Genomic DNA, 26,210 nt, shown 5'->3' on the forward strand with positions numbered 1-26,210 from the left:
ATTTTACCTACTTCAAGATCATCGGGTGGGGCTGGATGTATCTGTCGACCGTGCTCGACGACTACTCGCGCTACATCATCGCCTGGAAGTTGTGCACCAACATGCGCGCCGAGGACGTGACTGACACGCTGGACCTCGCGCTTGCGGCGTCTGGCTGCGACAGCGCCACGGTGCTGCACAAGCCAAGGCTGCTCAGCGACAACGGCCCCAGCTACATTGCGGGCGAACTGGCGGAATACATCGAGGCCAACAAGATGAGCCACGTGCGCGGCGCCCCGATGCACCCGCAGACCCAGGGCAAAATCGAGCGTTGGCACCAGACGCTGAAAAACCGCATCCTGCTGGAAAACTACTTCTTGCCCGGTGACCTCGAGGCCCAGATCAAGGCCTTCGTCGAGCACTACAACCACCAGCGTTACCACGAGAGCCTGAACAACGTGACGCCCGCCGACGCCTACTTCGGCAGGGCCAGCGCCATCATCCAACAGCGCGAAAGGATCAAACGGCAGACCATCGAACATCGGCGCTTGCTTCACCGCAAGCTCGCCGCCTAACATCAACCCCCAGACGAGGCCCGCACTCCGCTAATTTACGCCGCGAGTTGCGCCAAATGTTCTGACGACGGACACCGCTGAGGTGACGGTAGGCCGTGATCGACTTGAGGTCGAGGCTATCAGAGAGTTCGAAGCTGTTGGTGAGGCTGAGGCCCCAGACGTCGGAGCGTGAAAAAGCAGGGGCCGTCCCAGCGTTGGTATCGGGACCGAGCACGTAGCGGTTGTCGTAGCATCCCGCGACGGCGAGGTTGATCGGTGCGGCGGCGGTCGCGCAGGGGACCATCCCACCACCGCTCATCACGTTCGCGATGATGTTGCTGATGTCGGCGAACGGCGGCGTGGCGGGATCGATGGTGCGGCCGTAGTTGATGCCGATGAGGCTGATCGCCGGGCCGTTCTCGCGCGCCGTGGTGCCGTCGAAGGCAAGATCTGCGGTCCAGCCGTCCGCAGGTTCGAGGCGCAGCGCGACGCGTCCGGCGAGACGATCGGAATCGCCGAGCTTCTTGCCGTCGAACGTCCGCGTTACATAGCCGTTCTGATTGAACCAGCCGACCGATGCGCGCAGCGCCGCGCGCGGGCCGAGCGGCAGGTTCAGCGAGCCTTTCACGACGAACAGATCGTCAGTGCCGTAGGTCGCCGAACCCGATGCCTCGAATTCCTGCCCCGGCGCCTTCGTCGTCACCGAGATCGCACCGCCAATCGTGTTGCGCCCGAACAATGTGCCTTGCGGGCCACGCAGCACCTCGATGCGTTCGAAATCGACGAGATCGAGGATCGAACCGATCGAGCGCGCGACATACACGCCGTCGACATAAACGCCGACGCCGGGCTCGACGGTCGGCACGAAATCCTGCTGGCCGACGCCGCGAATATAGATGGTCGCGCTGTTGCTTGCGCCGCTGAACGCCGGGTTGTTCTGCAGCGTCAGGTTGGGCGTGATCTGGGCGATACCCTCGGTCGTCTGTATGCCGCGCGCTTCGAGGCCGCGGCCACTGAACGCGGTGATCGAGATCGGCGTTTCCTGAAGCGATTCCTCGCGTTTGCGCGCGGTGACCACAATCGCTTCGCCAAGCGCGGATTCGCCTCCGGCATCAGGAGCGGCCTGCGCGAAAGCAGGTTCAAAGGCTGTGGTGGCAAGCAGGAAACAGGCAAGCGGATATCGCGATTTCATCATAGGTCACCCCCTCTGGTGTTGATCGTTGTTTCTTGTTTTTCTCGAATGCGTTTCAGGCCGCGGCGCGGGCGCGCGCAGCGAGGAAATCGTTCGCGGCCGCGGCATCGAAGTACCAGGGCGAGATCGATTTCGGATCGTTGAAGCTGTTCGCCATTTTGTGGGCGAGATCAGCATCGGATTCCGCCGTCTTCAGGATGCGCAGCATGTGCTCGGGCGGCGGCCCCAGCGTCATGTTGGTGTAGGCGACCGCCCAGCGCGCATAGTCCCAGTAGCGCTCGAACACCTCGGTCATCCAATCGGCATCGAACGCCCCCGCATGGGCATTGATCGCGTCGAGATAGATCTTCGCGCCCTTCGACGCGTTGTTCGATCCCTGCCCCGTGATGGGATCATTGAGCACGAGCACATCGCCAAGCCCGAGCACGACGCGTCCGCTCGGCAGGCGGCCCACCGGATGTTTCACCGTCGGCGTCACCCGGCCGCGCAGCACACCGCCTTCGTCGGTGAGTTCAAGCTTGCCGTCGATGCGTTTCGCCTCCTCGGGAAAGTACGTTCGCAGCAGTCGCTCACTCACCGCCAGATGATCGGCAGGGGTATGCACATCGGTCCAACAGTCCATCGGCCCGCCGGGCACGCACTCGATGGTGAAGATGTCGCACGCGCCGCTAAGCGTGAGGCCCGGAAAGGTCACGAACTCACCGACGCCCGGATTGATGTTGATGCTGATCGCCGGGCCGCCGTCGCGCGGTAGCATCGGCTTCACATAGGTGAGCGCGAGCACGCGCATCGGCTGCGTGTAGGGCGAGCGCGAGGCATCACGCGGGAACAGCTGTCCAATCGGCCCCTTGCCGGATGCGACGACAACGAGATCGTGCTCCAGCGTGAGCGTCTCCAGCGTCTCGATGTCGGCGTCCTCATAACGCAGCGTGCCGCCCAGCGATTCGAAATGCGCCATCCAGCGGGGCATCTTCACGCGCTGGTCGATCGATTGGCCGGGCACGTCCATCGCGCCTTCCCAGTGCAGCATAGCGTTGCCGTCGCCGTCCCCGATCCACATCGAGGCAGCGCCGTACTGCGGGCTGCCGTGCTCCCAGAAATCGATGCCGAGCTCGCGTTCGAGCGCCAGCGCCATGCCGTACATCGACTGGCTCGACGTGACGGTGCCGTCTGCGATCTGCTGAGCCGTGCGATTGGACAGCACCGTAACCTCGTGGCCACCGTGCAGCAGGCCGATCGCAAGGTGCAATCCGCCCTGCCCCGCGCCAACGATCGCGATCCTCGCCATAGTCCCTCCCGACATCCCGAATTGGTCGATGCGGAAAGACTAGAAACATGGGAGCCGCCCACAATCCGCTGGCAGCAACGACTATCCGGTGCGTGCAAGCGCCGCGCGCGGCGTCAGTTCATCCGGCCGGTGCGGTGCCGGCGCAGTGTGTCGCGCGGGGTTTCGCCGAAGCGCTCCCGGTACTTTGCGGCAAAGCGACCGAGGTGTTCGAAGCCCCAGCCGAGCGCGATGCGCGTGACGTTGGCGTCGGCGCCGCCGTCCATCAGCTCGCGGCGCACGCGGTCCATGCGGATATCGCGCAGCAGTTGGAGCGGCGCGATGCCAAGCGTGCGCTTGAACTGATGGTAGATTGTCCGCACCGGCGCACCTGCAACCTCCGCCAGCATCGCCATGTCGATCGGCTCGTCAGCGTGGGCGGCGAGATAGTCGCGCACGCGCGTCACAAGGCGCGGTTCGGTGCCGTCGATCGCGCCAGCGAACTCCTCGGAGCGGTCGTGTGGCTGCGTGAACAGCAAGGTGCCCATCAAGCTGTTTTCGAGGTGCGCCGCGAGCAGTGGTGGCAGCGCCGCTCCGCCGAGCTGGCTTGCGCAGCGCAGCCCGGACTTGATCTGGTCGAGCAGCATCTGGCCCGCAATGCCCGAAAGGTCCATCTCCGGATACAGGTAGAGCGGCGCGCGCAGCGGGCGGCCGACGCAGCCTTCCACGAAGCGCTCGAAGCGGACGCGATCGTAGCGCAGTACCACCTTCGTGCAGGCCGCATCCCAGTGCATCCGGAGCGGCGCGGCAGGATGCTGTACCGAGGCGCGTCCCGGCTCGATCACCGCGTCGGCGCGCCCGAAGCTGATGCGCGCCTTCCCGCGCGTCGGGATCTGCACCAGGTAGAAGTCCTGAAGCAGGCCGGGTTCCACGATCACGTCGGCGCCGTAGCGCATGATCGCGAGCGCGACGCCGCCGAGGCGGATGTGATCCAGCTCGGCGTCCAGCGCCGCGGCGCGGTTAAGTACGCTGAGGCTGTGCCCGCAGAACACTTCGGCCACGTGCGATTGCACCTCGTCCCGGTCAGTGGAAGCGAAGCGGCTATGGGCGGCGAGCGGGCTCATCTCGCACAGCGCGAGCAGCCCCGGATCAGATGATACTGTCATCGGCGGTCTTTCGGCGATGTCGATCCGCGCCCTCCACGCGGATGCGACAGCTTATTGAAGTGCCCTTCCCTCCGTCAATCGCGCAGCGCCTTTGCGCGGAGCGGACAATCGGCGTCGTCGGCCGGATAGCGGGCCCGATTCTCACCATTTACGAATCGCGGCCGGACGATCAGCGGAGGACCGTAAATGCAGACAGACGATTTCCGACGAGGAATGCGCCGGCTCGTCGGGGCCGTGACGATCGTGACAGCGGGCAAGGGCGAGGACGCAGGTGGCCTCACCGCGACAGCGGTATGCTCGCTGACGGCGGAACCGCCGCGCCTCCTCGCCTGTCTCAACAGCGGCGGCGCCACGTTCGACATCCTGCGCCGGCACGGCCGCTTCTGCGTCAATCTCGTCGGCAGCGGCGACCGCGCCGCCGCGGAGGTGTTCGCGGGCATCGGCGCCGCGCCTGGCGAGGACCGCTTTGCCGCCGGCGCGTGGGTCCGCACGGAAAACCGCGCGCCGCGACTCGCCTCGGCGCTCGCTGCGTTCGAATGCAGCGTGCACAGCATCACCATGCTGGCGACCCACGGCCTCGTCATCGGCGATGTTGATGCCGTTCACATCACCGGCGCCGACGAGCCGCTACTCTACCACGAAGGCCGCTTCGCGCGCCTCGCCGTGCCGGATATGGCCTGAACGCGCATCTTCGGTCACAATCGGGATTGACGCGGGCCCACCCCGGACGGGAGGATGGGCCCTCCATGATCAATCTGCGCCACATCGAGATTTTCCACGCCGTTTACAGCAACGGGTCCGTCAGCGCCGCGGCGCGCGCGCTCAACGTGTCGCAGCCGTCGGTGACGAAAGTCCTGCGCCATGCCGAGATGCTGCTCGGCTTTCCGCTGTTCGAGCGCGCCAAGAGCGGCCTGGTGCCGACCGAAGATGCCCATACTTTGTTCGCCGAGGTCGCCGAGATCCAGACCCGCGTCTATTCGCTGCGGCAGGCGAGCCAGAATCTGCGGCATGGGCGCGGCGGCACGCTGCGCGTTTCCGCCCTCCCCTCGCTCAGCCTCAGCGCGCTGCCCGACGCCGTCGCCCGCTTCCTCCGCGATCACGAGGGGGTCAGCTTCGACCTGCAGACCGTTCATCACGACGACATGGTCCGCAGGCTCTACGAGCGCGAGACGGACATCGTCGTCAGCTACGAGGTGCCGCCCGCCGCGCCCGTCTCGCACCGCTGGCTCGGCGAAGGCGAACTCGTCGTCCTCTACCGCGAAGCCGAAATGCCGGACGCGCCGCCGCGCATCCCGCTCGAGATGCTGAAGGACCGGCCGTTCATCAGCCCGATCCAGAGCGGACCCATCGGCCGGCTCCTTTCCGCCGAACTCCAGCGCGTGGGCGTCGAACTCACCGAGGTCGTCTCGGCGCGGACCTTCTACATCGCCTCCGCATTGGTGAAGGCGGGTGTCGGCATGACCATCGTCGACAATTTCACGGCACAGGCCGCGCAGGCGCCCGGCCTCGCATTCCGTCCGATCCAGCCCTCGCTGGCGTTCGACATCCACGCCGTCCACCTGCAGAACCGCCCGCCGTCCGGCCTCGCGACGGCGTTTCTGAAGGTTCTGAGCGAGGTCATCGAGGCCCTATAGACCTGCGTTATAGGGGTCACGGTGCTTGATATGAAGCCGCGCGCGCGCGCCGCGTCTATCGCATCGGGGTAACAGACGGCATGGCAAAAGGTGCGCGATGATCCCCAGTCCCTATTTCCTCTATCTCGGCCATTCGAACGACGAGATCGGGATCAAGACCTCGCGGGGACTCGCGGTTTTCCGCCGCGAAGACTGCGTCGGCGAGTTCCGCCACGATGATTGCGGCCTCACGCTCGGCCTCCCCCGCCTGACCATCGAAGAGGCCGTTGCGACGGGCGCGAAGACGCTCGTGCTCGGCATCGCGAACGCGGGCGGCAAGCTTGGCGAGGACCTGGTGCAGGATGCGCTTGCCGCGATTCAGGCGGGTCTCAACATCGCCTCCGGTCTCCACCAGCGCCTGCGCGACGAACCGCGCCTCGTCGCCGCCGCGCAGGCGAAGGGCGTTTCGCTGTTCGATGTTCGCGATCCCTCACCCGACCTCCCCGTCGGCAACGGCGCGCGCCGCGCGGGTAAGCGCCTGCTCACCGTCGGCACGGACTGCTCCGTGGGCAAGATGTACACGACGCTCTACCTCGCCCGCGCGCTGCGGGCGCGCGGCGTTCCCGCCGATTTCCGTGCGACCGGCCAGACCGGCATCCTCATCGCGGGCGACGGCGTACCGCTCGATGCCGTGGTCGCGGACTTCATCTCGGGCGCGATCGAGCACATTTCGCCCGCGCGCCACGACGGCGGCTGGGATCTCATCGAAGGCCAGGGCTCGCTGTTCCACCCCTCGTTCGCGGGGGTCACAACCGGGCTGCTGCACGGCGCGCAGCCGGATGCGCTCGTGCTGTGCCACGAACCGAACCGCCCGCACATGCGCGGCCTGCCCCACTACCAGCTGCCGAGCCTTGCCGACTGCCTCGAAGCGAACCTCCGCACTGCGCGCCTCACGAACCCGAACGCGAAAGCCGTGGGCATCGCGCTCAACACCTCGAAGATGACGCCCGAGGCGGCGGCGAAGCTCTGCGCCGAAACGTCGGACGCTTTCGGCTTGCCTTGCGTCGATCCGGTCACCATGGGCGTGGAACCGATCATCGACCGGATACTGACATGCGAAGCCTGAACGCCCGCAGCGAAACCTTCCCGCTCATTGCCCCGTTCCGCATCTCGCGCGGGGTGAAGACCGCCGCCGATGTCGTCACCGTGGAAATCTCCGCCGAAGGTCACATCGGGCGCGGCGAGGGCGTGCCCTATCCACGCTACGGCGAGACGATCGAAAGCGCGCTCGCCGCGATCGAAGGCGTGCGCGGCGCGATCGAAGCCGGTGCGGGGCGCGCGGAAATCAATGCGCTGATGCCGCCATCCGCCGCCCGCAACGCCGTCGATTGCGCGCTCTGGGACCTCGAAGCTCGGCTTGCCGGAAAAAGCGTCACCGCGCTCCTCGGCCGACCCGCCGTGGGTCCGACACCAACCGCGCTCACCGTCAGCCTCGACACCCCCGAAGCCATGGGCGCCGCCGCGCTGAAGCTCGCGGACGTGCCGCTCGTCAAGGTGAAGGTCGATCGCAGTGACCCCGCCGCGCAGATCAAGGCGGTGCGCGCCGCGGCGCCCAAGCCGAAGCTCATTGTCGATCCCAACGAGAGCTGGACGATCGCGGAAGTGCGCGATCTTCAGTCGCTGCTCGTCGACCTCCGCGTCGATCTGCTGGAGCAGCCGCTTCCCGCCGCCGGCGACGCCGCGCTCGAAGGCTTCCGCTCGGCCGTGCCGATCGCGGCTGACGAATCCGCGCACGTCGCCGGCGATCTCGATGCGCTGATGGCGAAATACCAGGTCATCAATATCAAGCTGGACAAGACCGGCGGGCTCACCGCCGCGCTTGAACTCGCCGATGCCGCGCGCGCAAAGGGCATGGGGCTGATGACGGGCTGCATGATCTGCTCGTCGCTCAGCATCGCGCCCGCGCTCATCATCGCGGCGAACGCGGCGTTCACCGATCTCGACGGTCCGATCTGGCTTGCAAACGACCGCGCGGGCGGCGTGACGTGCACACGCGGCATTCTCACGCCTGTCTCGCCCGAACTTTGGGGAGGCGCATAGCCCCGGGCTATGGGCTTAGGAACGCATACAATCGCGTGTCCGCTTTTCTTTCCCGTGCTGCACCTGCACAGTCGAACGCGGGGATGAAGAATCCAGACGAGGGGGCATGATGGTTGTTTGGAGTCTGAAGCACGCCGCGCGCATGGCTCTAGCCGCCGCTGCGCTCACCGCTACGCCCCTCCTTGCAGCTTCCACCGCTGATGCCGACCTCGTTCTCAAAGGCGGCACCATTTATACGGGTACGGCCGCGCCCTTCGTGGGTGATGTCGTAATAACCGGCGATCGCATTTCTTATGTCGGCAAAAAAACCCCGCGCAGTGCAAAGCGCGTGATCGATGCAAAAGGCCTTATCGTTGCGCCGGGCTTCATTGATGCCCACACACACGTCGGTCACATGCTTGGCGGGGATGAGGCCGTTGGCCGGCTCGTGCTGCCATTCCTGATGCAGGGCGTCACAACCGCCTTCGTTGGCAATGACGGTGGCGGCGACATCGACACGGCGAAGGTGCTCGGCAGCGCTGCGATTAACCCCGTCGGCATCAACTACGCGACCTTCGTTGGCTTCGGCGCCTTGCGCAAGGCGGTGATCGGCGAGGCTGATCGGGCACCCACGGCGGTAGAACTCGGTGCGATGAAGATGCTTGTCGCCAAGGCAATGTGCGATGGGGCCCTCGGCTTTTCGACCGGGCTCTTTTACGCGCCTCAGAGCTTCGCGAAGCAGGACGAGGTCGTCGCACTCGCGAAGGAAGCAGCCGTTCGCGGCGGCATCTACGACAGCCACATCCGCGATGAATCGAGCTACACGATCGGGCTCTCCGCAGCGATCGACGAAGCCATCGCGGTGGGCCGAGAGGCGGGACTGCCCGTCCACATTGCGCACATCAAGGCGCTCGGTGTCGACGTGCATGGCCAGGCGCCCGCGATCATCGCGAAGATAGAGGCGGCGCGCGCCGCCGGGCAGGTCGTTCACGCCGATCAGTATCCGTGGTCGGCATCCGGCACCGGGCTCTCGGCATCGCTGCTGCCGCGCTGGGCGGAAGACGGCGGTCGCGCGGCGATGCTGAAGCGCTTCGACGCGCCCGAAACGCTGGCCCGCCTCCGCCCCGAAATGCGCGAGAACCTGCGCCGGCGCGGCGGTGCCGCTTCGCTGCTCATCACCTCGGGGCCGGACGATCTCGTCGGCAAGACGCTGGAAGCGATTGCGAAGGAGAGCGGCGCCGAACCGATCGACGCGGCCATCGCCATTCTGCGCCGCGCGCCCGCGGGCGTCGCGTCGTTCAACCAGAGCGAGGCCGATATCGCCGCCTTCATGAAGCAGCCGTGGGTGATGACAAGCTCGGACGCCTCCACCGGCCACCCGCGTCTTTACGGCTCCTATGCGCGGAAATACGAGACGTACGTGAAGACGAACAAGGTCATCCCGCTCAGGGATTTCATCGAACGTAGCACCGTCCTGCCTGCGGACGCATTCTCGCTGGAAGGCCGCGGCAGGCTTGCGCCCGGCGCGTTCGCCGATGTGATCGCTTTCGACCCCGCGACGTTCGCCCCGCGTGCCAATTTCGCGCAGCCCGAACTGTTCGCCAAGGGCATTCGCACGGTCATCGTCAACGGCAAGGTCGCAGTGGAGGACGGCGCACCCACGGGCGTCGCCGCCGGACGGGGATTGCCGCGCACGCCCAAGGCCGGGGCCTGCCAATGACGCTCGTTCGCGCATGGTTCCAGATCGCGCTCTGGAAACGTGTGCTTGGCGGCCTCGCGCTCGGCGTCGCCTTCGGCCTGCTCTGGCCCGCCGCAACCGACACCGTCGCCATCCTCGGCGATCTCTTCATCCGCCTCATTCGGATGCTCGTCGTCCCGATTGTGTTCGTCACGATCGCCTCGGGCGTGTCCTCGCTCGGCGACCCCAAGCGCCTCGGCTCGGTCGGCGGGCGAACGATCGGCCTGTTCGCGGTGCTGACCGGCATCGGCGTTGCGATCGGGATGGTGCTCGCGCTCATCGTGGAGCCAGGGATCGGCGCCGATCTCGGCGGTGCGGAGCCCCGCCCACTCGGCGATCCGAAATCGACGTACGATCAGCTCGTCGGCATCGTGCCCACCAACGTCTTCGAGGCGCTGGTGGCGGGCGACATGCTCGCGATCATCTTCTTCTCGCTGATGCTCGGCATCGCCACGATCCTGGCGGGCGACGCCGGAAAGCCGGTGGCGTCGCTGCTGCAATCAGCGGCGAGCGTGCTGTTCCAGATGATCCGCGTGGTCATGGAAACCACGCCCTTCGGCGTCTTCGCGCTGACAGCAGGCGCCATTGCGGCGAACGGCCTGGCCGTGTTCACGAACATCGGCCTGCTCGCGCTCTGCGTCGCGCTTGGAGCACTCTTCCAGATGGGGGTCGTGCATAGCCTGATTGTTCGCGTGTTCACCGGAATGCGGCTCAAGGTTTTCTTCCGCGGTATCATCGATGCGCTCGCGGTCGCTTTTTCGACCGCTTCGTCGTCGGCGACACTGCCAGTGGCGCTGCGCGTCGCACGGGAGAATCTCGGCGTGCCCATGCCCATCGCCTCGACCGTGCTGCCGATCGGCGCCGCCATCGGGAAGGACGGCACGGCGATGTACGTCGGCCTGCTCAGCCTGTTCAGCCTTCAGGCGCTCGGAATAACCCCGAGCGCGGACATGTTGGTCATCATCTTCCTCACCGCAGCCCTCGCCGCGTTCGGCACCGCGCCGATCCCGTCCGCCTCATTGTTCATGCTTGCGGCCGTGCTGAACGCGGTCGGCGTGACCACCGAACAGGCCGCGCTCATCGTCGGCTTCATCCTGCCGTTCGACCGCCTGCTCGATATGATGCGCACGGTGCCGAGCGCCTGCGCCAACCTCGCCGCCGCCACGACGATCGCGCACTGGGAAGGTGAACTGGGCAGTACGGAACGCACGCGCGGCACCGTATAGGCGGCAGGCATCAAGCCCGCAGAACGCAAGACGCTTTTGCGCCGCGCCCGAGACGACTAATGTCCGCGTCTCATGTCTGATCTCTTCGCCAAGGATTCTCCGAAACCCAATGCGCGGCCCGCTGCCGACGCGCCGCTTGCAGAGCGGCTGCGGCCGCGCACGCTTGCCGATGTCGTCGGGCAGGAACACCTGACCGGACCCGAGGGCGCGATCGGCCGGATGGTGGCGGCGGGGAAGCTGTCGAGCATCATCTTCTGGGGGCCGCCGGGCACCGGCAAGACCACGATCGCGCGCCTGCTCGCGGACGCGGTGGGGCTGCGCTTCGTGCAGATATCGGCGGTGTTCTCGGGCGTCGCCGACCTGAAGAAGGCGTTCGCGGAGGCGCGCGAATACGCGAAGATCGGGCAGAAGACGCTGCTGTTCGTGGACGAGATCCACCGCTTCAACCGCGCGCAGCAGGACGGTTTCCTGCCCTTCGTGGAGGACGGCACGGTGACGCTCGTGGGCGCCACCACTGAAAACCCGAGCTTCGAACTGAACGCCGCGCTCCTTTCGCGCTGCCAGGTGCTGCTCGTCCACCGGCTGAACGAAGCGGCGCTCGAAGAGCTTCTGCAACGCGCGGAGGCCGATTTCGGACGCCCCCTGCCCCTCACCCCCGAAGCGCGCGAGGCGCTCCTCCATTCAACGGACGGAGATGGCCGCTTCCTGCTCAACCAGATCGAAACGCTGATGTCGGTGCATCTCGACGAACCGCTCGATCCCGCCGGGCTGCGCGACCTGCTGCACCGCCGCGTCGCCGTCTACGACAAGGACCGCGAGGGGCATTACAACCTCATCTCCGCGCTTCACAAATCGATGCGCGGATCCGACCCGCAGGCGGCGCTCTATTATCTCGCGCGGATGCTGACGGCGGGCGAGGAACCGCTCTACGTGCTGCGTCGGCTCGTCCGCTTCGCGAGCGAAGACATCGGCCTCGCCGACCCGCAGGCGCTCGTCCAGTGCATGGCCGCGAAGGACGCTTACGACTTCCTCGGCTCGCCTGAAGGCGAACTCGCCATCGTGCAGGCCTGCCTCTATTGCGCGACCGCGCCCAAATCGAACGCCGCCTACGTGGCGCAGAAGGCGGCATGGCGATCCGCGCGCGAAACCGGATCGCTGATGCCCCCTGCGAACATCCTGAACGCGCCGACGAAGCTGATGAAGGACATCGGCTACGGCAAGGGCTACGCCTACGATCACGATGTCGAAGGCGGCTTTTCAGGCGACAATTACTGGCCCGAAGAGATGCGGCCCGAAACCTATTACCGCCCCACCGAACGGGGCTTCGAAAAGCGCGTCAGCGAGCGGCTGGCCTGGTGGGAGGAACGCCGTGAACGGAAATAGCCTTGTCGCAGCACTGATGCTGCTAAGCAGCGCCGCGGCTGCAGCCGACGCAGACCCCTACACCCGCGCGCTCGCCGCCGGATATAAGGCGCAGTTCACCTGCAGCGGCGTGTTCAATGCCGGGCGCTCGCCCGAAGCCATCGCGCACGGCGAGCTTGCCGGCACGCAGGAAAATGTCGCGCCGCTGCTCGCCGATCTCGAAGCGCGCATCGACGAGACGGCGAAAACCGTCTCCGTGAGCTTCGACCCCGCGCTGCCGCCGCGCATCGCGGCGTGGCGCCCATGGCTCGGTTGCAGCGGCCTCCCCATCGGCGCGACCACGGTGAACCTGCCGACGCTCTCCGTGTCGCCGCCGCAATTCCTCCGCGCGCCCGATTGGCCCTACGGCGACGTCGGGGCCGAGGCGAAGCCGAAGGGTAACGCCAAGGCACTCGCCGCCACGATCGACGAAGCGTTCGCGAAATCGAACACGACCGGCGTCGTCATCGTGCAGCGCGGCCGCATCGTCGCGGAGAAGTACGCAGAGGGCTTCGGCCGGCACGTGCCGCAGCGCACATGGTCCGCCGCCAAAAGCATCACCGGCACACTGATCGGCGTTGCGGCCCACCAAGGCCTGATAGACCCCGCGAAGCCCGCCCCCGTCCCCGAATGGCAAGTGCCCGGCGACCCGCGCGCCGCGATCACCACGGACAATCTGCTGCGCATGGCCTCCGGCCTCCACAGTGATTTCGCGGGCAACCGTACCGACGCGATCTATTTCGGCGGCACGCACGTGGGCGAGAACGTGCCGGGGCAGCCGCTGGAGGCAAAGCCCGGCACGCGCTTTCGCTATGCCAACAACGACACGCTGCTCGCCGCCTATGGCCTGCGCGCGGCAATCGGAGACGACGCGAAATACAATGCCTTCCCGTTCACCGAGCTGTTCTGGAAAATCGGCATGACGCACACGTTCGCGGAAACCGATTGGCGCGGCAATTTCATCCTCTCCTCGCAGGTCTGGTCGACGGCACGCGATTTTGCGCGGCTCGGCCTCCTCTATCTGAACGACGGCGTGTGGAACGGCGAGCGCCTGCTGCCCGAAGGCTGGGCGCGCTATGTGAGTACGCCTTCCGGGCCGCAGCCTGCTGAAGAGGGTGTCAGCTACGGCGCGACCTTCTGGCTGCTGAACACGCGGGACGATATCCCCAAGGACACGTTCGGCGCGTTCGGCAACCGCGGTCAGTTCATCGTGATCGTGCCGAGCCGCAACATCGTGATCGTCCGCCGTGGCGAGGATCACGCGGGCACCCGCTTTGACATCGCGGATTTTGTCGCATCCGTGCTGAAGACGCTGAAGTAGAGATGCGCGCTTGAAGGGCCGTTTCGCGCGCTTTGCCGCGATCGACTGGTCCGGTGCGAAGGGCAGCCGCCACAAGGGTATCGCGGTGGCGATCGCGGACGCGGGCGAGGCCGCGCCGCGTCTGGTGAAGCCCGGCCATATCTGGTCGCGCACGGAAGTTCTGGACTGGATCGCGGCACTCGCCGATGGCCCGCCGACGCTCGTCGGCATGGATTTCAGCTTCGCGCCGCCGTTCGTCGCACGCGGCGCCTATCTTCCGGGAGATAGCGCGCCGGATGACGCACGGACTTTCTGGGCCTTCGTCGATGCCGCCTGCGAGGATGAAGACCTCGGCGCCGCATCCTTCCTGGAACGCAGCTTCCGGCGGCATTTCTATTTCGGCAAGGCGGACGGCACAAAGGCGGACTTCATGCATCTTCGCGAATGCGAAGCCGCGTTCAATGCGTCGGGCGGCGGCAAGCCCTCCACGGTCTTCGACGCGATCGGCGCGGCGCAGGTCGCGAAGGCGAGCTTCGCGGGAATGCGCCTGCTGCATCATCTGGCGGGGCGCGTGCCGGTGTGGCCGTTCGATCCGCCGCCAGCCGAAGGCTCGCTCCTCGTCGAAATCTATTGCCGCGCCTTCATCCGCCTCTCGGGCGGGCGCGGGCTCAAGCTGCGCAGTCTTGCCGATCTCAACACGGCGCTCGCGGGTTTCAATTCCCTTCCGTTTACCGCCGATCGATGGCTTGCCGATCACGAAACCGATGTTCTCGTCACCGCCGCCGGTCTTCGGCACATCGCGGACGATGCGGATTACTGGCATCCCGCAGGTCTCGACGAACGCCTCGCACGCACCGAAGGCTGGACGTTCGGCGTGCGCTGAGCCATGACACCGCCGATGATCGGACATTTTTTCCTCGTGGGCGCCGGCGGCGCCGTCGGCGCGATGCTGCGGCATGGTGTCGGCCTCGCCTCGCTGCGCCTCATGGGGCCGAACTTCCCGTGGGGGACGCTGATCGTCAACGTGGTCGGCGGGCTGCTGATGGGGCTGCTTGTCGGCCTCCTCGCGGCGCGCGGCGGCAGCGAGCCGCTGCGTTTGCTGCTCGGCGTCGGCGTGCTCGGCGGGTTCACGACCTTCTCGGCCTTCTCGCTCGATGTCGTGGCGATGATGGAGCGCGGCGCGGCGCTGACCGCGATCGGTTACGTGACGGCCTCCGTTGTGGTTTCGGTCGCCGCGCTTTTCATCGGAAAGGCGCTGGTATGAGCCAGAACGACAGCGACGGTGTCCGCCAGTTCACCGTGGGCGAGGACGACGACGGCATCCGACTCGACCGCTGGTTCAAGCGGCATTTGCCCGACACCAGCTTCACCACCGTCGCGAAATGGGCGCGCACCGGCCAGCTGCGGCTGGATGGCAAGCGCGCACAGCCCGGCGACCGTATCGAAAGCGGGCAGAGCATCCGTGTGCCCCCGGCCGAGGCGGCGGCGCCGATGATCATGTCGGTGAAGAAACCGGAACGCCGGGCGCTGACGGACGACCAGATCGAATTCGCGCAGAGCCTCGTCATCTACCGCGACGAGTACGCCATCGTGCTCAACAAGCCCGCGGGCCTCGCCACGCAGGGCGGCACGAAGATGACCGAGCATGTCGACGGGCTCCTCGACGCGCTGATGTTCGACCGCACCGACCGGCCGAAACTCGTCCACCGGCTCGACAAGGACACGAGCGGCGTGCTGCTCCTCGCGCGGACGGCGCGCGCGGCGGCGCACTTCTCGAAGGCGTTCGCGGGCCGCACCGCCAGGAAGCTTTACTGGGCGATCGTGATGGGCGTGCCCGAGATTCGCGACGGCGTGATCGACCTGCCCATCGGCAAGCAGCCGGGCACCGGCGGCGAGAAGATGCATGTCGATGAAGACGGGGGGCAGCGCGCCGTGACGCGTTATCGGCGCATCGAGCGCGCCGCCAACCGCGCAGCGTGGCTGGAGATGCAGCCGCTGACCGGCCGCACGCATCAGCTTCGCGTTCATGCCGCCGCGATCGGCCATCCCATCGTCGGCGATGCGAAATACGGCGGCAAGGAAGCGTTCCTTTCGGGAAGCGTCTCGCGCAAGCTGCACCTGCACGCGCGGCGGCTGGTGATCGAGCTTCCGGGCGGGAAGATGCTCGACATCAAGGCCGAGCCCGCGCCGCACTTCGCGGAGACCCTCGCCACCATAGGTTTCGATGCCTCGATCGGCGACCTGCCGCTCGAGGAAGAACTCGTCGATCCGGGCGCCGAAGAGCGCAAGGCCCGCCACAAGGCGCGCGACGCCCGCCGCGAACGCCGCGATTCGCACCGCAACCGCCGGGGCAGCGGTCGCGTCGCGCCGAAACGGGGCAAGAAATGACGGTTCGCCTCGCGATCTTCGATTGCGACGGTACGCTCGTCGACAGCCAGGCAAACATCATCGATTGCATGGGCGACACGTTCGCGAAGCACCGCCTCGACGCGCCCGACCGGCACGCCGTACGGCGCGTTGTCGGGCTGTCGCTCGCCGAAGCGATGGCGGTGCTGCTGCCCGGCGCGGAGGCCGACTTTCACGACCGCCTTGCCGAAGACTACAAGCTCGCCTTTCAGGGCCGGCGCGCGAACGGCGGGCTATCCGCAGAGCCGCTTTATCCCGGCGTTCGCGAAGGACTCATCCAACTTGAACGCAGCGGCTGGCTGCTCGGCGTCGCCACGGGCAAATCCGATCGGGGCCTCGCGCTCACGCTGATGCACCACGAGATTCACGGCCGCTTCGTCACGCTGCAGACGGCGGACCGGCATCCATCGAAGCCGCACCCGTCGATGATCCAGACGGCGATGGCGGAAACCGGCGCGCAGCCCGAATACACGGTCATGATCGGCGACACCGTGTTCGACATGGAAATGGCGGTGGCCGCGCGCACCCATGCGATCGGTGTGAATTGGGGCTATCACGAGCCGCAGGAACTCACTGCCGCAGGCGCACGCCATGTCGCCGCCGATTTCGGCGCGCTGCTTGCCGAACTGGAAAAGCACGCATGAGCGACCCGGCGAAGACCCGCTGGATCCTGCTGAACGCGATGCGCATCGGCGGGCTGATCGTCATGGCCGTCGGGCTGCTCATCTGGCGCAAGGGCATCGGCGGCTTTCAGGACGAGATGATCGGCAAGGCCGTCTTCCTCATCGGCCTCATTGAAACGCTGATCATTCCAGCGATGCTGCGCCGCGCGTGGCGCAGCAAGAATACAGGCGGCAGGTGAGGCGGTTCTACACGGCGGTTGCCGCCGTTCCCGAAGACGGTGCGTGGCGGATCACGCTCGACGGGCGGCCGGTGCGGACGCCGAAGCGCGCGTCCCTCACCCTGCCGACCGCCGCACTCGCCGCCGCGGTCGCGGAGGAGTGGGACGCGCAGGGCGATAAAATCCTGCCCGCGACGATGCCGATGACCGGGCTCGCGAACGCCGCGATCGATCACGTGCAGCCGGACCCGCAGGCGTTCGCGGCGGGCCTCGCCGCCTATGCGGAATCCGACCTCGTCTGCTACCGCGCCGATACCCCCGCCGACCTCGCGGCGCGGCAGTCAACAGCGTGGGACCCGTTCGTCGCCTTCGCGCTGCGACGCTACGACGCCGCGCTCCGCGTGACGGCCGGCATCACGCACGTTGCGCAGGATGCGGCAGCGGTGCAGCGCCTCGCCGCCGCGCTTCGGAGCACGGACGCCTGGAAGCTTGCGGCGATGCAGCCGCTCGTCACCATCGCAGGCTCGCTCGTCATCGCGCTCGCGCTCGCCGAGGGCGAAGTGGATGCGGACGCGGCGTTTGCCGCGGGGCACCTGGACGAGCTGTATCAGGCCGAAAAATGGGGCGACGACGCCGAAGCCACCGCAGCGCGCACCGCGCGCCGCGCGGCGTTCGAAGCCGCCGCCCGTTTCCTCAGCCTGCTGGATGCGACTTCGGCAGGAACCATTTCGCGAGGATGAACCCCGCGACGGTGAGCGAGATCAGATCGGCCACCGCCACATAGAGCGTGTACGGCCAGTCCGCCCCAAACCAGACCGGCTCGCCCAGCCGGGAGAAGACGACCACCGCAAGGCTCGCGAGCAAGACGACCGCCATGCGTTCGCTGAAGTTCCAGATTTTAGGGGCGACGCGCAGCAGCAAGAGGCCCAGCAGGAAGGCCGAGACCGCCATGTGCACGAGGCCCTTCACCATCACCATCGGGTCCATCATCTCGGAGCCATTGAGGTTCACGCGCAGCATCGCCGTTGGCCCGGCGCGATGCGCCGCCATCGCCGCCTCGTCCTCGCCTGTCGGGATGAAATAGGTGCCGCTCGCAGGCAGCGCCTTCAGCGCGTCCTGCACCGCCACCTGCGTTTCGAAAGGCGCTGTCTTGTATACGTTTGAGAACAAAGGCGTACCGTAGAACACAAAGCCGATCAGGAACATTGCAACGGCAGCAACGAGGCTGCCGATGAGCAGTCTGCCCATATCTCCCTCCCCTGGTTCAGGCGGCACGGGCGGGGCCCTGAAGCCGCCGGGCGCGAACGTAGCACATCTCGCGCGGGCGTGACATCGCCGCCCCACCCCGCTAAGCGCGGTGACGAATCGACAAACGGACCGGGGAACTTGCCGATGCAGAAGGTGCTTGCCGAACTCGAACGCCGCCGCGATGCCGCGAAGCTTGGCGGCGGACAGGTCCGCATCGATGCACAGCACGCCAAGGGCCGCCTCACCGCCCGCGAGCGTCTCGAAATCCTGCTCGATCCGGGCAGCTTCGAGGAACTCGACATGTACGTCGAGCACAACTGCGTCGATTTCGGCATGGCCGAGCAGACGATCCCGGGCGACGGCGTCGTCACCGGCTCGGGCACGATCAACGGCCGCCTCGTCTACGTGTTCAGCCAGGATTTCACCGTGTTCGGCGGCTCGCTCAGCGAGCGCCACGCGCAGAAGATCTGCAAGGTGATGGACATGGCGATGAAGGTCGGCGCGCCCGTCATCGGCCTCAACGATTCGGGCGGCGCCCGCATTCAGGAGGGCGTCGCAAGCCTCGGCGGCTATGCCGAGGTGTTCCAGCGCAATGTGCTCGCCTCCGGCGTCGTCCCGCAGATCAGCCTCATCATGGGGCCGTGCGCGGGCGGCGCGGTCTATTCGCCGGCGATGACCGACTTCATCTTCATGGTGAAGGACTCCTCCTACATGTTCGTCACCGGCCCGGAGGTGGTGAAAACCGTCACCAACGAGGTCGTGACGCAGGACGAGCTTGGCGGCGCGGTCACGCACACCACCAAGTCCGGCGTCGCCGACCTCGCGATGGAGGACGATGTCGACGCGCTGCTGCGCACCCGCGCCTTCTTCGACTTCCTGCCGCTGAACAACCGCCAGCCGGCGCCGTTCCGCCCCACCGAGGACGATCCCGAGCGCTTGGAAATGAGCCTCGACACACTGATCCCGGACAGCGCGAACAAGCCCTACGACATGCACGAGCTGATCCGCAAAGTGGCGGACGAGGGCGAGTTCTTCGAGCTTCAGCCGAACCACGCCGGCAACATCATCATCGGCTTCGCCCGCGTCGAGGGCTCCACCGTCGGCATCGTCGCCAATCAGCCGATGGTGCTGGCGGGCGTGCTCGACATCAACTCGGCGAAGAAGGCCGGGCGCTTCGTGCGCTTCTGCGACGCCTTCAACATCCCGATCATCACCTTCGTCGACGTGCCCGGCTTCCTCCCCGGCACCGCGCAGGAGCACAACGGCATCATCAAGCACGGCGCCAAGCTGCTGTTCGCTTATGCCGAGGCGACCGTGCCGAAGATCACCGTCATCACGCGCAAGGCCTATGGCGGCGCCTACGACGTCATGGCGTCGAAGCACCTGCGCGGCGACCTCAACTACGCGTGGCCGACCGCCGAGATCGCGGTGATGGGCGCCAAGGGCGCAGTGGAAATCATCTTCCGCAAGGACATCGGCGACCCCGAGAAGATCGCCGAGCGCACGCGCGAGTACGAGGCACGCTTCGCCAACCCGTTCGTCGCCGCCGCCAAGGGTTTCATCGACGAGGTCATCATGCCGCATTCGACGCGGCGGCGCATCGCCATCGGTCTTCGCAAGCTCCGCACCAAGAGCCTCGAAAACCCGTGGAAGAAGCACGACAACATCCCGCTCTAGAAGGGACTTGCCAATGAACGTCCACAATCCCATCGCCCGCGAAATCCGCACCGACTGGACGCGCGACGAAGTCGCCGCGCTGTTCGACCTGCCGTTCGCGGACCTGATGTTCGAGGCGCAGACCGTGCACCGCGCGCACTTCGATCCGAACGCGGTGCAGCTCTCGACGCTGCTTTCGATCAAGACCGGCGGCTGCCCGGAGGATTGCGGTTATTGCAGCCAGTCAGCGAGCGCTGAAACGGGCCTAAAGGCCGAAAAGCTGATGGACGTGGACGCCGTGCTCGCCGAGGCGCGCGCCGCGAAGGACGCGGGCTCGGGCCGTTTTTGCATGGGCGCGGCGTGGCGCAGCCCCAAGGACCGCGACATGCCCGCGATCGTCGAGATGGTGAAGGGCGTCCGCGCGATGGGCCTCGAAACCTGCATGACGCTCGGGATGCTCACGGCCGACCAGTCCCGCCAGCTCGCCGAGGCCGGCCTCGACTATTACAACCACAACATCGACACGAGCCCCGAAAACTACGCCAACGTCATCACCACGCGCACCTTCGAGGATCGCATCGAAACGCTGGAAAACGTGCGCAGCGCGGGCATCAACGTGTGCTCGGGCGGCATCGTCGGCATGGGCGAAACACGCAGCGACCGCGTCGGCTTCCTGCACGCGCTCGCCACGCTTCCGCATCACCCCGAAAGCGTGCCGATCAACGCGCTCGTGCCGGTGAAGGGCACCGTGCTCGGCGACATGCTGGCCGACACGCCGCTCGCGAAGATCGACGAGATCGAGTTCGTCCGCACCGTTGCGGTCGCGCGCATCCTGATGCCCGAAAGCATGGTGCGACTCTCCGCAGGCCGCGAGAGCATGTCGGATAGCGCGCAGGCGCTCTGCTTCATGGCGGGCGCGAACAGCATCTTCACCGGCGACCGGCTGCTGACCACGCCGAACGCGGGCGACAGCAAGGATGCGGCGCTGTTCGGACGCCTTGGCGTCCACCCGATGGAATTGGCCGCGCCCGCGCTTGCAGGCGCCTGAAAATTAGCGCATTCGCAACGCGCCACCGGTAGACAGGCGCGCATGAGCGGCGACGGCATCCTTTCGAAGATAGCGCGGCAACCAGCCGTTGTGCGGTTGTGGAGCGACCATGCGCTGCATCTGTTCGCCGCCGACACGCCCGGCATCGGCGCACCCGCCGATCTCGACGTTCGCGTCAACGACATGAACCATGTCCGCCGCTTCGAGCAGACCGTGTCCTGGCAGACACGCGAGGACTTCATCGCCGCGGCCGAGCGGCGACTCGCGGAAGGCAAGACGCTGCTGTTCACGGTTGCCGCTGCCGATGGCCCCCTGCTCGGCTATGGCCTTGCCCATCCGAACGCCGAAGAGACGACCTACACACATGTCGGTCAGCACGTGTTGTGGCCGGAACGGACGGCGACGCTCTACGGCGGTTACGTACACCCCATGGCGCGCGGGCATGGCCTTCACACCGCACTGCAGCGTGCGCGTATCCGCCATCTGATCGCGGACCTCGGTATGCGCTGGACGGTGAGCGGTGTCGTAAGCACGAACCTTGCCGCGCTGGCGAGCGCCCGCAAGGCCGGCTTGCGTCCGGTCGCGCTGCTGCACACCCGCCGGCGGCTGGGCAAGGCGCGCATGACAGCCGAACGCATCGACCCGGCGTTCGGCGCCCGCTTCGTGGACGCCGCGTGAAGCCCGCGATCCTCGTCCCTGATGTCCAGACGCGCGCGCAGCTTGCAGCGCTGCGTTCGCTCGGCCGCGCGGGCTATGAAACCCATGCCGCGGCGGCAGACCCGCGCGCGATGGGTCTGCGATCGACCTTCGCACGGCACACGGCGACGCATCCGCGTTACGGCGATCCGGCCTTCTGCGACTGGCTCACCGCCTATGTGAAGGCAAACGCCATCCGCATGATCGTGCCCTCGGGCGGCCTGCTTTCCGCCGTGCGCGAGCGGTTCTCCGAATTCAGCCCGCTCCTCCCCGTCTCCCCCGATCCCGCGATCGTCTATGCGGGCGGCGACAAGATCGCGGCCTACGACTGCTGGCGCGCAGCGGGCCTCCTCGACCATCATCCCAAAACGCTGGTGGCGCGCGCGGGCGATGTGCCCGACCTCTCGGGCTTTCCGCTGCCGATCTACGTGAAAGGCGGCCGGGGCGCAGATGGCGAAGTTGTCGGCGTCGGCTTCCACCAGTGCCTGAGCGTGCAGGCGGCTGAGGATGCCATCGGCCGGACGCTCGCCGCGGGCTACGAAAGCGTTCTCGTGCAGGGCGGCGTCACCGGGCGGCAGGTGGGCGTGAGCCTGCTGATGGGCCCCGATGGCCCGCTTGTCGGCGACGTCGTCGTCGATTGCCACGCCGAGCCGCACAGCAAGGGCACGATGTCGCTGCGCCGCACGCAGTGGCATCAGGACGTTTACGACGATGCCGTGCGCCGCCTTTCCGCGCTCGGCTGGATCGGCTGCGCGATGGTGGAATACCGGCGCGATGACGACAGCGGCGATTTCCACGTCATCGAGGTGAACGCCCGCTTCTGGCAATATCTGCACCTCGATCTCCACGCGGGCGTCGATTTCCCCCGCCTCGCCGCCGAATGGTTCCTCGACGGCCGAATTCCGCAGCCGATCCGCCCGAAGCAGGCCGTCATCTGCCGCGACACGTTTCCGGGCGAATTCGCCTGGCTCGCGAACGCGCTGCGGCGTCCCGGGAGCAAGGCCGCTCGGCTCGGCGCATTCGCATGGCGCTTCATCGATCCCCGCATTCATGCCGACCTAAACTTTCCCGAAGATCGGGCGTTGTATTTCCGGGAATTCGGCCGCTTCGCCGCGAACGAGATTCGTGCGCTGTTTAGGAAGATGGTTTTATGATTTTTGGGATGCCGGTGAAAGAGCTACTCGCATTGTCTCGAGCCGCCAAGGAACAGTCCGGAAAAAGTATCACATCCCAAATCATCGACATCATAAGACTCAGAGCAAGCAGAGGAAGAATAACAGCGGAATATTATTACAATTATCGTCTTTTTGATCCAGAATTTACGTGGACACAAAAAACAACATATGTAGGACCTTGGGCAAAAAGTCGCATTTATAGAATTCAAGACACGGAAACTGCACGGGTTTTCAGTGACAAGGCGCTATCATACCGTTTTTTTCATGAAAAGGGATGGCCCCATCCAAAAGTACTTGCTGCCACGAACACAGAAGCCCCCGCCGCAGGGGTGACTGCCCTGAATTCTGAACGCGAACTCGAGGCATGGCTGGGCAATAAGGAAAATTATCCGTTTTTCTGCAAACCCGCCGTCAGCTATCTGGGATACGGCTCAAAACTCATCGTCCGTTCGGAGAACGGAAATTTGGTTCTCGGCGATGGCGAAACAATCAGCATAGCTGACTTCGTATCGCAGCACGGCGCGCCGAACGGTCCGGTCATACTGTTTCAGGAATTGATCCGTCCGCACCCTGCATTGCAAAAGGTGATCGGGAATCGTGTGGCGACGGCTCGCATCGTAGTGCTTAACAAGTCTCGGGAAGCCAGGATACTTGCCGCAGGTCTCCGCATACCTTCGGGAAAGAGCATGACGGACAACTTCCAAAGTGGAAAGTCCGGGAATATGATCGCATTCGTGGATTTGGAAAGTGGTCGTCTGAGAAAAGTTCTTGGCGGATTGGGAGTCAATTGGCACGAAGTTTCCGTTCATCCCGACACCGCCGAACAGATTGTCGACTTCCCTATCCCGGACTGGCAAACGGCCGTTGATCTGGTGTTAACGGCCAGTCGCGCTATCCCCGGCTTGAAGATACACGGGTGGGATGTCGCTTTCAGCGACAGAGGACCGCTATTGGTCGAAACAAACCCCAGAGGCGATCTGAATATTGCACAGCTCGCTCCGGGCCGTGGGCTGCTTGCGGATGCGGATTTTCTGGCACTTTATCCGAACGAAAAATTCTGATTTTCGAAGGGGGGACACATGTTTCTGGGGATCTCTCTAACAGATTTATTTCGGAATACGCACATAGCGAAAAAGCAAACCGGCAAAAGTCAACTCGCTCAAATAAAAGAAATAGTTCGCTGCAGGCGAGGCCCTGGAAAAGTGTCGGCGAAGGAATATTTCGATTATCGCCTGTTTGAATTGAACCCTTCGCAACATCACACATTTGCAGGCGTATGGGCGAAGGGCGTCGTTTATCAGGCGCAAGATCCTCAGTGGTGCGGCATTGGAAACGACAAGTTGCTTGCCTATGCCTTTCTCAAAACGTTCGGCCTGCCGATCCCGGTGACCAAAGCTGTCTACGAAAGCCGACGCTATTATCCCGGCGTAGCACTCATCAGCACCGTCGAAGACATGGAGGATTGGCTCCGTCAGAAGGACAATTATCCATTTTTCTCGAAACCCTCGGCCGGCGCTTTCGGCATGGGAAGCTGTTGTGGTGTGTCATGGAACGAGAAGACCGATTCCATTGTGACGGTCACCGGGGAAGAAATTCCGGTGAAGACCTTCGCGCTGGACAACTGGAACAAACATCTGGGGGGACTCATCTTTCAGGACGTAATTGAGCCCGACCCCGCACTGGTTCGCCTGTTCGGCAGACGCGTCGCCACCGCGCGGATCATCACCATGGCTGCTGAGGGCGAAACACGGGTCCACCGCGCTGCATTCCGTATTCCTGTCGGGAAAAATTTCACCGATAACTTCAATCTCGGCACCGGCGGCAATGGCTTTGCTGAAATCGACATCGAGACCGGCACGCTCGGCGACATGTATGAAGGCCTCGGCCTGACGCTCAGGCGGACGCAGACGCACCTCGATACCGGAGAGCGCATCACAGGCTTCCAACTGCCGCACTGGAATGAAGCCCTTGATATCGTGAAGCTTGGCCAGCAGGCCCTTTTCGGACTTCCCATACTGGGCTGGGACATCGCCTTCACGGTAAATGGACCCGTCGTGGTCGAGTTCAACACCCATCCCGGCTATGCGCTATTGCAAGCCACCGGGCGGGGTCTGATGGACGACGTATTCCTGCAGTATTTCCCAATGGACCCCGTCGAGAACCGGAAACGATATCAACATATCATCATCGGCACGGGAAGCTGGAGGCGGCGCTAGATCGCGTCCCCGACTCCTCAAGGCACGACGCCGCCGTCCATCGCGGCTTGAAGGTCCCCGTCATAGGTTTTGGGGGCCGCCCTTCACGTTCAAGAAAATCCCGATCGCGAACCGCGGACGCAGGCGCGCTACATGTCAAGATCGCGGCAAAGCGCGGCCTCGCCACGCCGCGCTTTCTGGAACGCTACGACAAACGGCGTCCTCTGTAACGGAATGGTAACGATAGTTATTTGTTTTTAAATTGAAAAATAACGCCTTACTGCAAAAAATTGCTTCCTCCGCAGCCCCGATATCGTACTGAGCCGCTGTGACGAATCACAGTCGGGGGATAGGTTGTCACTTGCCGGAATCATTGCGCTTGCGCGCCGGGCGAAAGCGCAGACGGGGCGCGGCCTGTTCCAACAGTTCGTCGACATGGCCGTGCTTCGCAAGGGCCCTGGCCGAATCCGGCCGGAGGCCTATTTCAAGTATCGTCTCTACACGCCGGGTTTGCCCATGGCACGCAAGCTGCGCTTCGTGGACGAGTGGGCGCGGCCTCGCTTCTACAGCTTCGACGATCGCCGCTTTTATGCCATCGGCACGGACAAGCTGCTGTTCTACACGATGATGCGCGCCTGGAAGTTGCCCGCACCGCGCGTGCTTGCCGTGATCCATCCGTGGCGTGTGTTCGCCGGGGCCGCATCGCTGCGCGATTCCGCCGCCATCCGGGCGTTTTTCGCGCAAAGGGGGAATGACCCTTTCTTCATCAAGCGTGTGGACGACATTCGCGGACGCGGCGCGGCGCTTGTGCGCTGTGTAGACGCGGCCGCCGGTATTGTAAGCCTCGGCAGCGGAGAGGCCGTCCCGCTCGATGATTTCGTGGCGCGCCACAGCGGCACGCGCGATGGCGGATTCGTGGTTCAGGAACTGGCGCGGCCGCATCCCGATGTCGCTGCAGTGATCGGAGACCGGCTCGCCACCGTGCGCGTGATGACCTTCGCGCATGAAGGCACGTTCAAGGTGAAGCGCGCGTTGCTGCGCATTCCGGTCGGCACATCGATGACCGACAACTTCGCGGGTGGCATTACCGGCAACGCCTACGCGGCGATCGACCCCGATACCGGCAAGCTGACCGCCGCGACGCGCGGCACCGGACCGGACCAGCACGCGCTTGAATGTCATCCGGATACGGGTGTGCCCTTTGCCCGGCTGACGTTGCCGGATTGGGAGAAGGCGATCGCCGATATCAGGCGGGCGACCTCCTATCTGCCGGGGCTGAAGTTCGCCGGCTGGGATCTCGCTTTCACCGATCAGGGACCGATGCTCATCGAAGTGAACGCCGCCCCCGGTGTCATCCTGCCGCAGCTCTACCTCGAACCGCTGATGGACGCCGATACGGACGCGCTCCACGCCCTCGGAAAGGCGGCCTGAGC

General features: G+C 65.3%; 26 protein-coding genes. 22 read left to right on the forward strand and 4 right to left on the reverse strand.

The features are described 5' to 3' along the window. A partial coding sequence (locus tag H2052_RS12215; protein WP_293782020.1) for a DDE-type integrase/transposase/recombinase occupies nt 1-554 on the forward strand: 554 nt, incomplete at its 5' end. On the opposite strand, the gene H2052_RS12220 is transcribed toward H2052_RS12215, so the two are convergent. The 3 genes from H2052_RS12220 to H2052_RS12230 form a co-directional block, all read right to left on the reverse strand. Next, nucleotides 499-1,728 carry a TonB-dependent receptor gene (locus H2052_RS12220; RefSeq protein ID WP_293782022.1) on the reverse strand — a complete coding sequence of 410 codons (1,230 nt, stop codon included), beginning with the start codon at nt 1,726-1,728 and terminating at the stop codon, nt 499-501. The genes H2052_RS12215 and H2052_RS12220 overlap by 56 nt on opposite strands. A 52-nt stretch (nt 1,729-1,780) precedes the next feature. Next, nucleotides 1,781-3,013: a styrene monooxygenase/indole monooxygenase family protein gene (locus H2052_RS12225; protein WP_293782024.1), complete on the reverse strand. Its 1,233-nt coding sequence runs from the start codon at nt 3,011-3,013 to the stop codon at nt 1,781-1,783. A 113-nt stretch (nt 3,014-3,126) separates the two neighbouring features. After that, a complete protein-coding gene (locus tag H2052_RS12230; protein WP_293782026.1) occupies nt 3,127-4,155 on the reverse strand; it encodes an AraC family transcriptional regulator in 1,029 nt (342 codons plus the stop codon). Nucleotides 4,156-4,341: 186 nt separating this feature from the next. Here H2052_RS12230 and H2052_RS12235 point away from each other — a divergent pair, with 186 nt between their 5' ends. The 14 genes from H2052_RS12235 (at nt 4,342) to H2052_RS12300 (ending at nt 17,499) form a co-directional block, all read left to right on the forward strand. Next, nucleotides 4,342-4,836, forward strand: a complete 495-nt coding sequence (locus H2052_RS12235; protein WP_293782028.1) for a flavin reductase family protein — start codon at nt 4,342-4,344, stop codon at nt 4,834-4,836. Between the two features lie 68 nt (nt 4,837-4,904). After that, nucleotides 4,905-5,789, forward strand: a complete 885-nt coding sequence (locus tag H2052_RS12240) for a LysR substrate-binding domain-containing protein (RefSeq protein WP_293782169.1) — start codon at nt 4,905-4,907, stop codon at nt 5,787-5,789. A 97-nt stretch (nt 5,790-5,886) separates the two neighbouring features. Further along, the gene (gene dgcN, locus H2052_RS12245; RefSeq protein ID WP_293782030.1) at nt 5,887-6,894 is read left to right on the forward strand and encodes an N-acetyltransferase DgcN; all 1,008 of its coding nucleotides are present in this window, start codon (nt 5,887-5,889) and stop codon (nt 6,892-6,894) included. Continuing rightward, nucleotides 6,882-7,868, forward strand: coding sequence for an N-acetyl-D-Glu racemase DgcA (gene dgcA / locus H2052_RS12250; RefSeq protein ID WP_293782032.1), 987 nt, complete (start codon nt 6,882-6,884; stop codon nt 7,866-7,868). Before dgcN ends, dgcA begins: the two co-directional genes overlap by 13 nt. 106 nt (nt 7,869-7,974) lie before the next feature. Further along, nucleotides 7,975-9,567, forward strand: coding sequence for an amidohydrolase family protein (locus tag H2052_RS12255; protein ID WP_293782034.1), 1,593 nt, complete (start codon nt 7,975-7,977; stop codon nt 9,565-9,567). Continuing rightward, the gene (locus tag H2052_RS12260) at nt 9,564-10,811 is read left to right on the forward strand and encodes a dicarboxylate/amino acid:cation symporter (RefSeq protein ID WP_293782036.1); all 1,248 of its coding nucleotides are present in this window, start codon (nt 9,564-9,566) and stop codon (nt 10,809-10,811) included. The genes H2052_RS12255 and H2052_RS12260 overlap by 4 nt, the downstream gene beginning before the upstream one ends. A gap of 72 nt (nt 10,812-10,883) precedes the next feature. Then, the gene (locus tag H2052_RS12265; RefSeq protein ID WP_293782038.1) at nt 10,884-12,194 is read left to right on the forward strand and encodes a replication-associated recombination protein A; all 1,311 of its coding nucleotides are present in this window, start codon (nt 10,884-10,886) and stop codon (nt 12,192-12,194) included. Then, nucleotides 12,181-13,533: a serine hydrolase gene (locus H2052_RS12270; protein ID WP_293782040.1), complete on the forward strand. Its 1,353-nt coding sequence runs from the start codon at nt 12,181-12,183 to the stop codon at nt 13,531-13,533. The genes H2052_RS12265 and H2052_RS12270 overlap by 14 nt, the downstream gene beginning before the upstream one ends. A gap of 10 nt (nt 13,534-13,543) precedes the next feature. Further along, nucleotides 13,544-14,395 carry a hypothetical protein gene (locus H2052_RS12275; protein ID WP_293782042.1) on the forward strand — a complete coding sequence of 284 codons (852 nt, stop codon included), beginning with the start codon at nt 13,544-13,546 and terminating at the stop codon, nt 14,393-14,395. A 15-nt stretch (nt 14,396-14,410) separates the two neighbouring features. Then, nucleotides 14,411-14,776, forward strand: a complete 366-nt coding sequence (gene crcB, locus H2052_RS12280; RefSeq protein ID WP_293782044.1) for a fluoride efflux transporter CrcB — start codon at nt 14,411-14,413, stop codon at nt 14,774-14,776. Beyond that, a complete protein-coding gene (locus H2052_RS12285; protein WP_293782046.1) occupies nt 14,773-15,900 on the forward strand; it encodes an RluA family pseudouridine synthase in 1,128 nt (375 codons plus the stop codon). Before crcB ends, H2052_RS12285 begins: the two co-directional genes overlap by 4 nt. Further along, nucleotides 15,897-16,562 (forward strand): HAD-IA family hydrolase, encoded by a 666-nt coding sequence (locus H2052_RS12290; protein ID WP_293782048.1) that lies wholly within the window; start codon nt 15,897-15,899, stop codon nt 16,560-16,562. The genes H2052_RS12285 and H2052_RS12290 overlap by 4 nt, the downstream gene beginning before the upstream one ends. Further along, nucleotides 16,559-16,780, forward strand: a complete 222-nt coding sequence (locus H2052_RS12295; RefSeq protein WP_293782050.1) for a hypothetical protein — start codon at nt 16,559-16,561, stop codon at nt 16,778-16,780. The genes H2052_RS12290 and H2052_RS12295 overlap by 4 nt, the downstream gene beginning before the upstream one ends. Further along, nucleotides 16,777-17,499 carry an ATP12 family protein gene (locus H2052_RS12300; protein WP_293782052.1) on the forward strand — a complete coding sequence of 241 codons (723 nt, stop codon included), beginning with the start codon at nt 16,777-16,779 and terminating at the stop codon, nt 17,497-17,499. The genes H2052_RS12295 and H2052_RS12300 overlap by 4 nt, the downstream gene beginning before the upstream one ends. Here H2052_RS12300 and H2052_RS12305 read toward each other — a convergent pair. After that, nucleotides 17,453-18,007, reverse strand: a complete 555-nt coding sequence (locus H2052_RS12305) for a hypothetical protein (RefSeq protein WP_293782054.1) — start codon at nt 18,005-18,007, stop codon at nt 17,453-17,455. The genes H2052_RS12300 and H2052_RS12305 overlap by 47 nt on opposite strands. Nucleotides 18,008-18,151: 144 nt before the next feature. Between H2052_RS12305 and H2052_RS12310 the strand changes: the two genes are divergently transcribed. The 7 genes from H2052_RS12310 to H2052_RS12340 all read left to right on the forward strand — a co-directional run bounded on the left by H2052_RS12310 (nt 18,152) and on the right by H2052_RS12340 (nt 26,208). Next, the gene (locus tag H2052_RS12310; RefSeq protein WP_293782056.1) at nt 18,152-19,684 is read left to right on the forward strand and encodes an acyl-CoA carboxylase subunit beta; all 1,533 of its coding nucleotides are present in this window, start codon (nt 18,152-18,154) and stop codon (nt 19,682-19,684) included. A gap of 13 nt (nt 19,685-19,697) precedes the next feature. Further along, a complete protein-coding gene (gene bioB, locus H2052_RS12315; RefSeq protein ID WP_293782058.1) occupies nt 19,698-20,711 on the forward strand; it encodes a biotin synthase BioB in 1,014 nt (337 codons plus the stop codon). 42 nt (nt 20,712-20,753) lie between these two features. Then, complete coding sequence (locus tag H2052_RS12320) at nt 20,754-21,389, forward strand: GNAT family N-acetyltransferase (RefSeq protein ID WP_293782060.1); 636 nt, start codon at nt 20,754-20,756, stop codon at nt 21,387-21,389. Further along, nucleotides 21,386-22,561: a hypothetical protein gene (locus tag H2052_RS12325; RefSeq protein WP_293782062.1), complete on the forward strand. Its 1,176-nt coding sequence runs from the start codon at nt 21,386-21,388 to the stop codon at nt 22,559-22,561. Before H2052_RS12320 ends, H2052_RS12325 begins: the two co-directional genes overlap by 4 nt. After that, entirely contained in the window at nt 22,558-23,643 is a 1,086-nt protein-coding gene (locus tag H2052_RS12330) for a sugar-transfer associated ATP-grasp domain-containing protein (protein ID WP_293782064.1), read from the forward strand. Before H2052_RS12325 ends, H2052_RS12330 begins: the two co-directional genes overlap by 4 nt. A gap of 18 nt (nt 23,644-23,661) precedes the next feature. After that, nucleotides 23,662-24,798 carry a sugar-transfer associated ATP-grasp domain-containing protein gene (locus H2052_RS12335; protein ID WP_293782066.1) on the forward strand — a complete coding sequence of 379 codons (1,137 nt, stop codon included), beginning with the start codon at nt 23,662-23,664 and terminating at the stop codon, nt 24,796-24,798. Nucleotides 24,799-25,131: 333 nt separating this feature from the next. Continuing rightward, the gene (locus H2052_RS12340; protein WP_293782067.1) at nt 25,132-26,208 is read left to right on the forward strand and encodes a sugar-transfer associated ATP-grasp domain-containing protein; all 1,077 of its coding nucleotides are present in this window, start codon (nt 25,132-25,134) and stop codon (nt 26,206-26,208) included. Nucleotides 26,209-26,210: the final 2 nt, after the last annotated feature.

It is taken from the genome of Sphingosinicella sp. (assembly GCF_013911755.1).
Taxonomy (GTDB): domain Bacteria; phylum Pseudomonadota; class Alphaproteobacteria; order Sphingomonadales; family Sphingomonadaceae; genus Sphingosinicella.

What these genes read in the sequence shown, in the direction of transcription:
- H2052_RS12220 (WP_293782022.1), bottom strand. Translation starts at nt 1,728, where the DNA reads ATGATGAAATCGCGATATCCGCTTGCCTGTTTCCTGCTTGCCACCACA.
- H2052_RS12225 (WP_293782024.1), bottom strand. Translation starts at nt 3,013, where the DNA reads ATGGCGAGGATCGCGATCGTTGGCGCGGGGCAGGGCGGATTGCACCTT.
- H2052_RS12230 (WP_293782026.1), bottom strand. Translation starts at nt 4,155, where the DNA reads ATGACAGTATCATCTGATCCGGGGCTGCTCGCGCTGTGCGAGATGAGC.
- H2052_RS12235 (WP_293782028.1), top strand. Translation starts at nt 4,342, where the DNA reads ATGCAGACAGACGATTTCCGACGAGGAATGCGCCGGCTCGTCGGGGCC.
- dgcN (WP_293782030.1), top strand. Translation starts at nt 5,887, where the DNA reads ATGATCCCCAGTCCCTATTTCCTCTATCTCGGCCATTCGAACGACGAG.
- dgcA (WP_293782032.1), top strand. Translation starts at nt 6,882, where the DNA reads ATGCGAAGCCTGAACGCCCGCAGCGAAACCTTCCCGCTCATTGCCCCG.
- H2052_RS12255 (WP_293782034.1), top strand. Translation starts at nt 7,975, where the DNA reads ATGATGGTTGTTTGGAGTCTGAAGCACGCCGCGCGCATGGCTCTAGCC.
- H2052_RS12260 (WP_293782036.1), top strand. Translation starts at nt 9,564, where the DNA reads ATGACGCTCGTTCGCGCATGGTTCCAGATCGCGCTCTGGAAACGTGTG.
- H2052_RS12265 (WP_293782038.1), top strand. Translation starts at nt 10,884, where the DNA reads ATGTCTGATCTCTTCGCCAAGGATTCTCCGAAACCCAATGCGCGGCCC.
- crcB (WP_293782044.1), top strand. Translation starts at nt 14,411, where the DNA reads ATGATCGGACATTTTTTCCTCGTGGGCGCCGGCGGCGCCGTCGGCGCG.
- H2052_RS12285 (WP_293782046.1), top strand. Translation starts at nt 14,773, where the DNA reads ATGAGCCAGAACGACAGCGACGGTGTCCGCCAGTTCACCGTGGGCGAG.
- H2052_RS12290 (WP_293782048.1), top strand. Translation starts at nt 15,897, where the DNA reads ATGACGGTTCGCCTCGCGATCTTCGATTGCGACGGTACGCTCGTCGAC.
- H2052_RS12295 (WP_293782050.1), top strand. Translation starts at nt 16,559, where the DNA reads ATGAGCGACCCGGCGAAGACCCGCTGGATCCTGCTGAACGCGATGCGC.
- H2052_RS12305 (WP_293782054.1), bottom strand. Translation starts at nt 18,007, where the DNA reads ATGGGCAGACTGCTCATCGGCAGCCTCGTTGCTGCCGTTGCAATGTTC.
- H2052_RS12310 (WP_293782056.1), top strand. Translation starts at nt 18,152, where the DNA reads ATGCAGAAGGTGCTTGCCGAACTCGAACGCCGCCGCGATGCCGCGAAG.
- bioB (WP_293782058.1), top strand. Translation starts at nt 19,698, where the DNA reads ATGAACGTCCACAATCCCATCGCCCGCGAAATCCGCACCGACTGGACG.
- H2052_RS12320 (WP_293782060.1), top strand. Translation starts at nt 20,754, where the DNA reads ATGAGCGGCGACGGCATCCTTTCGAAGATAGCGCGGCAACCAGCCGTT.
- H2052_RS12330 (WP_293782064.1), top strand. Translation starts at nt 22,558, where the DNA reads ATGATTTTTGGGATGCCGGTGAAAGAGCTACTCGCATTGTCTCGAGCC.
- H2052_RS12335 (WP_293782066.1), top strand. Translation starts at nt 23,662, where the DNA reads ATGTTTCTGGGGATCTCTCTAACAGATTTATTTCGGAATACGCACATA.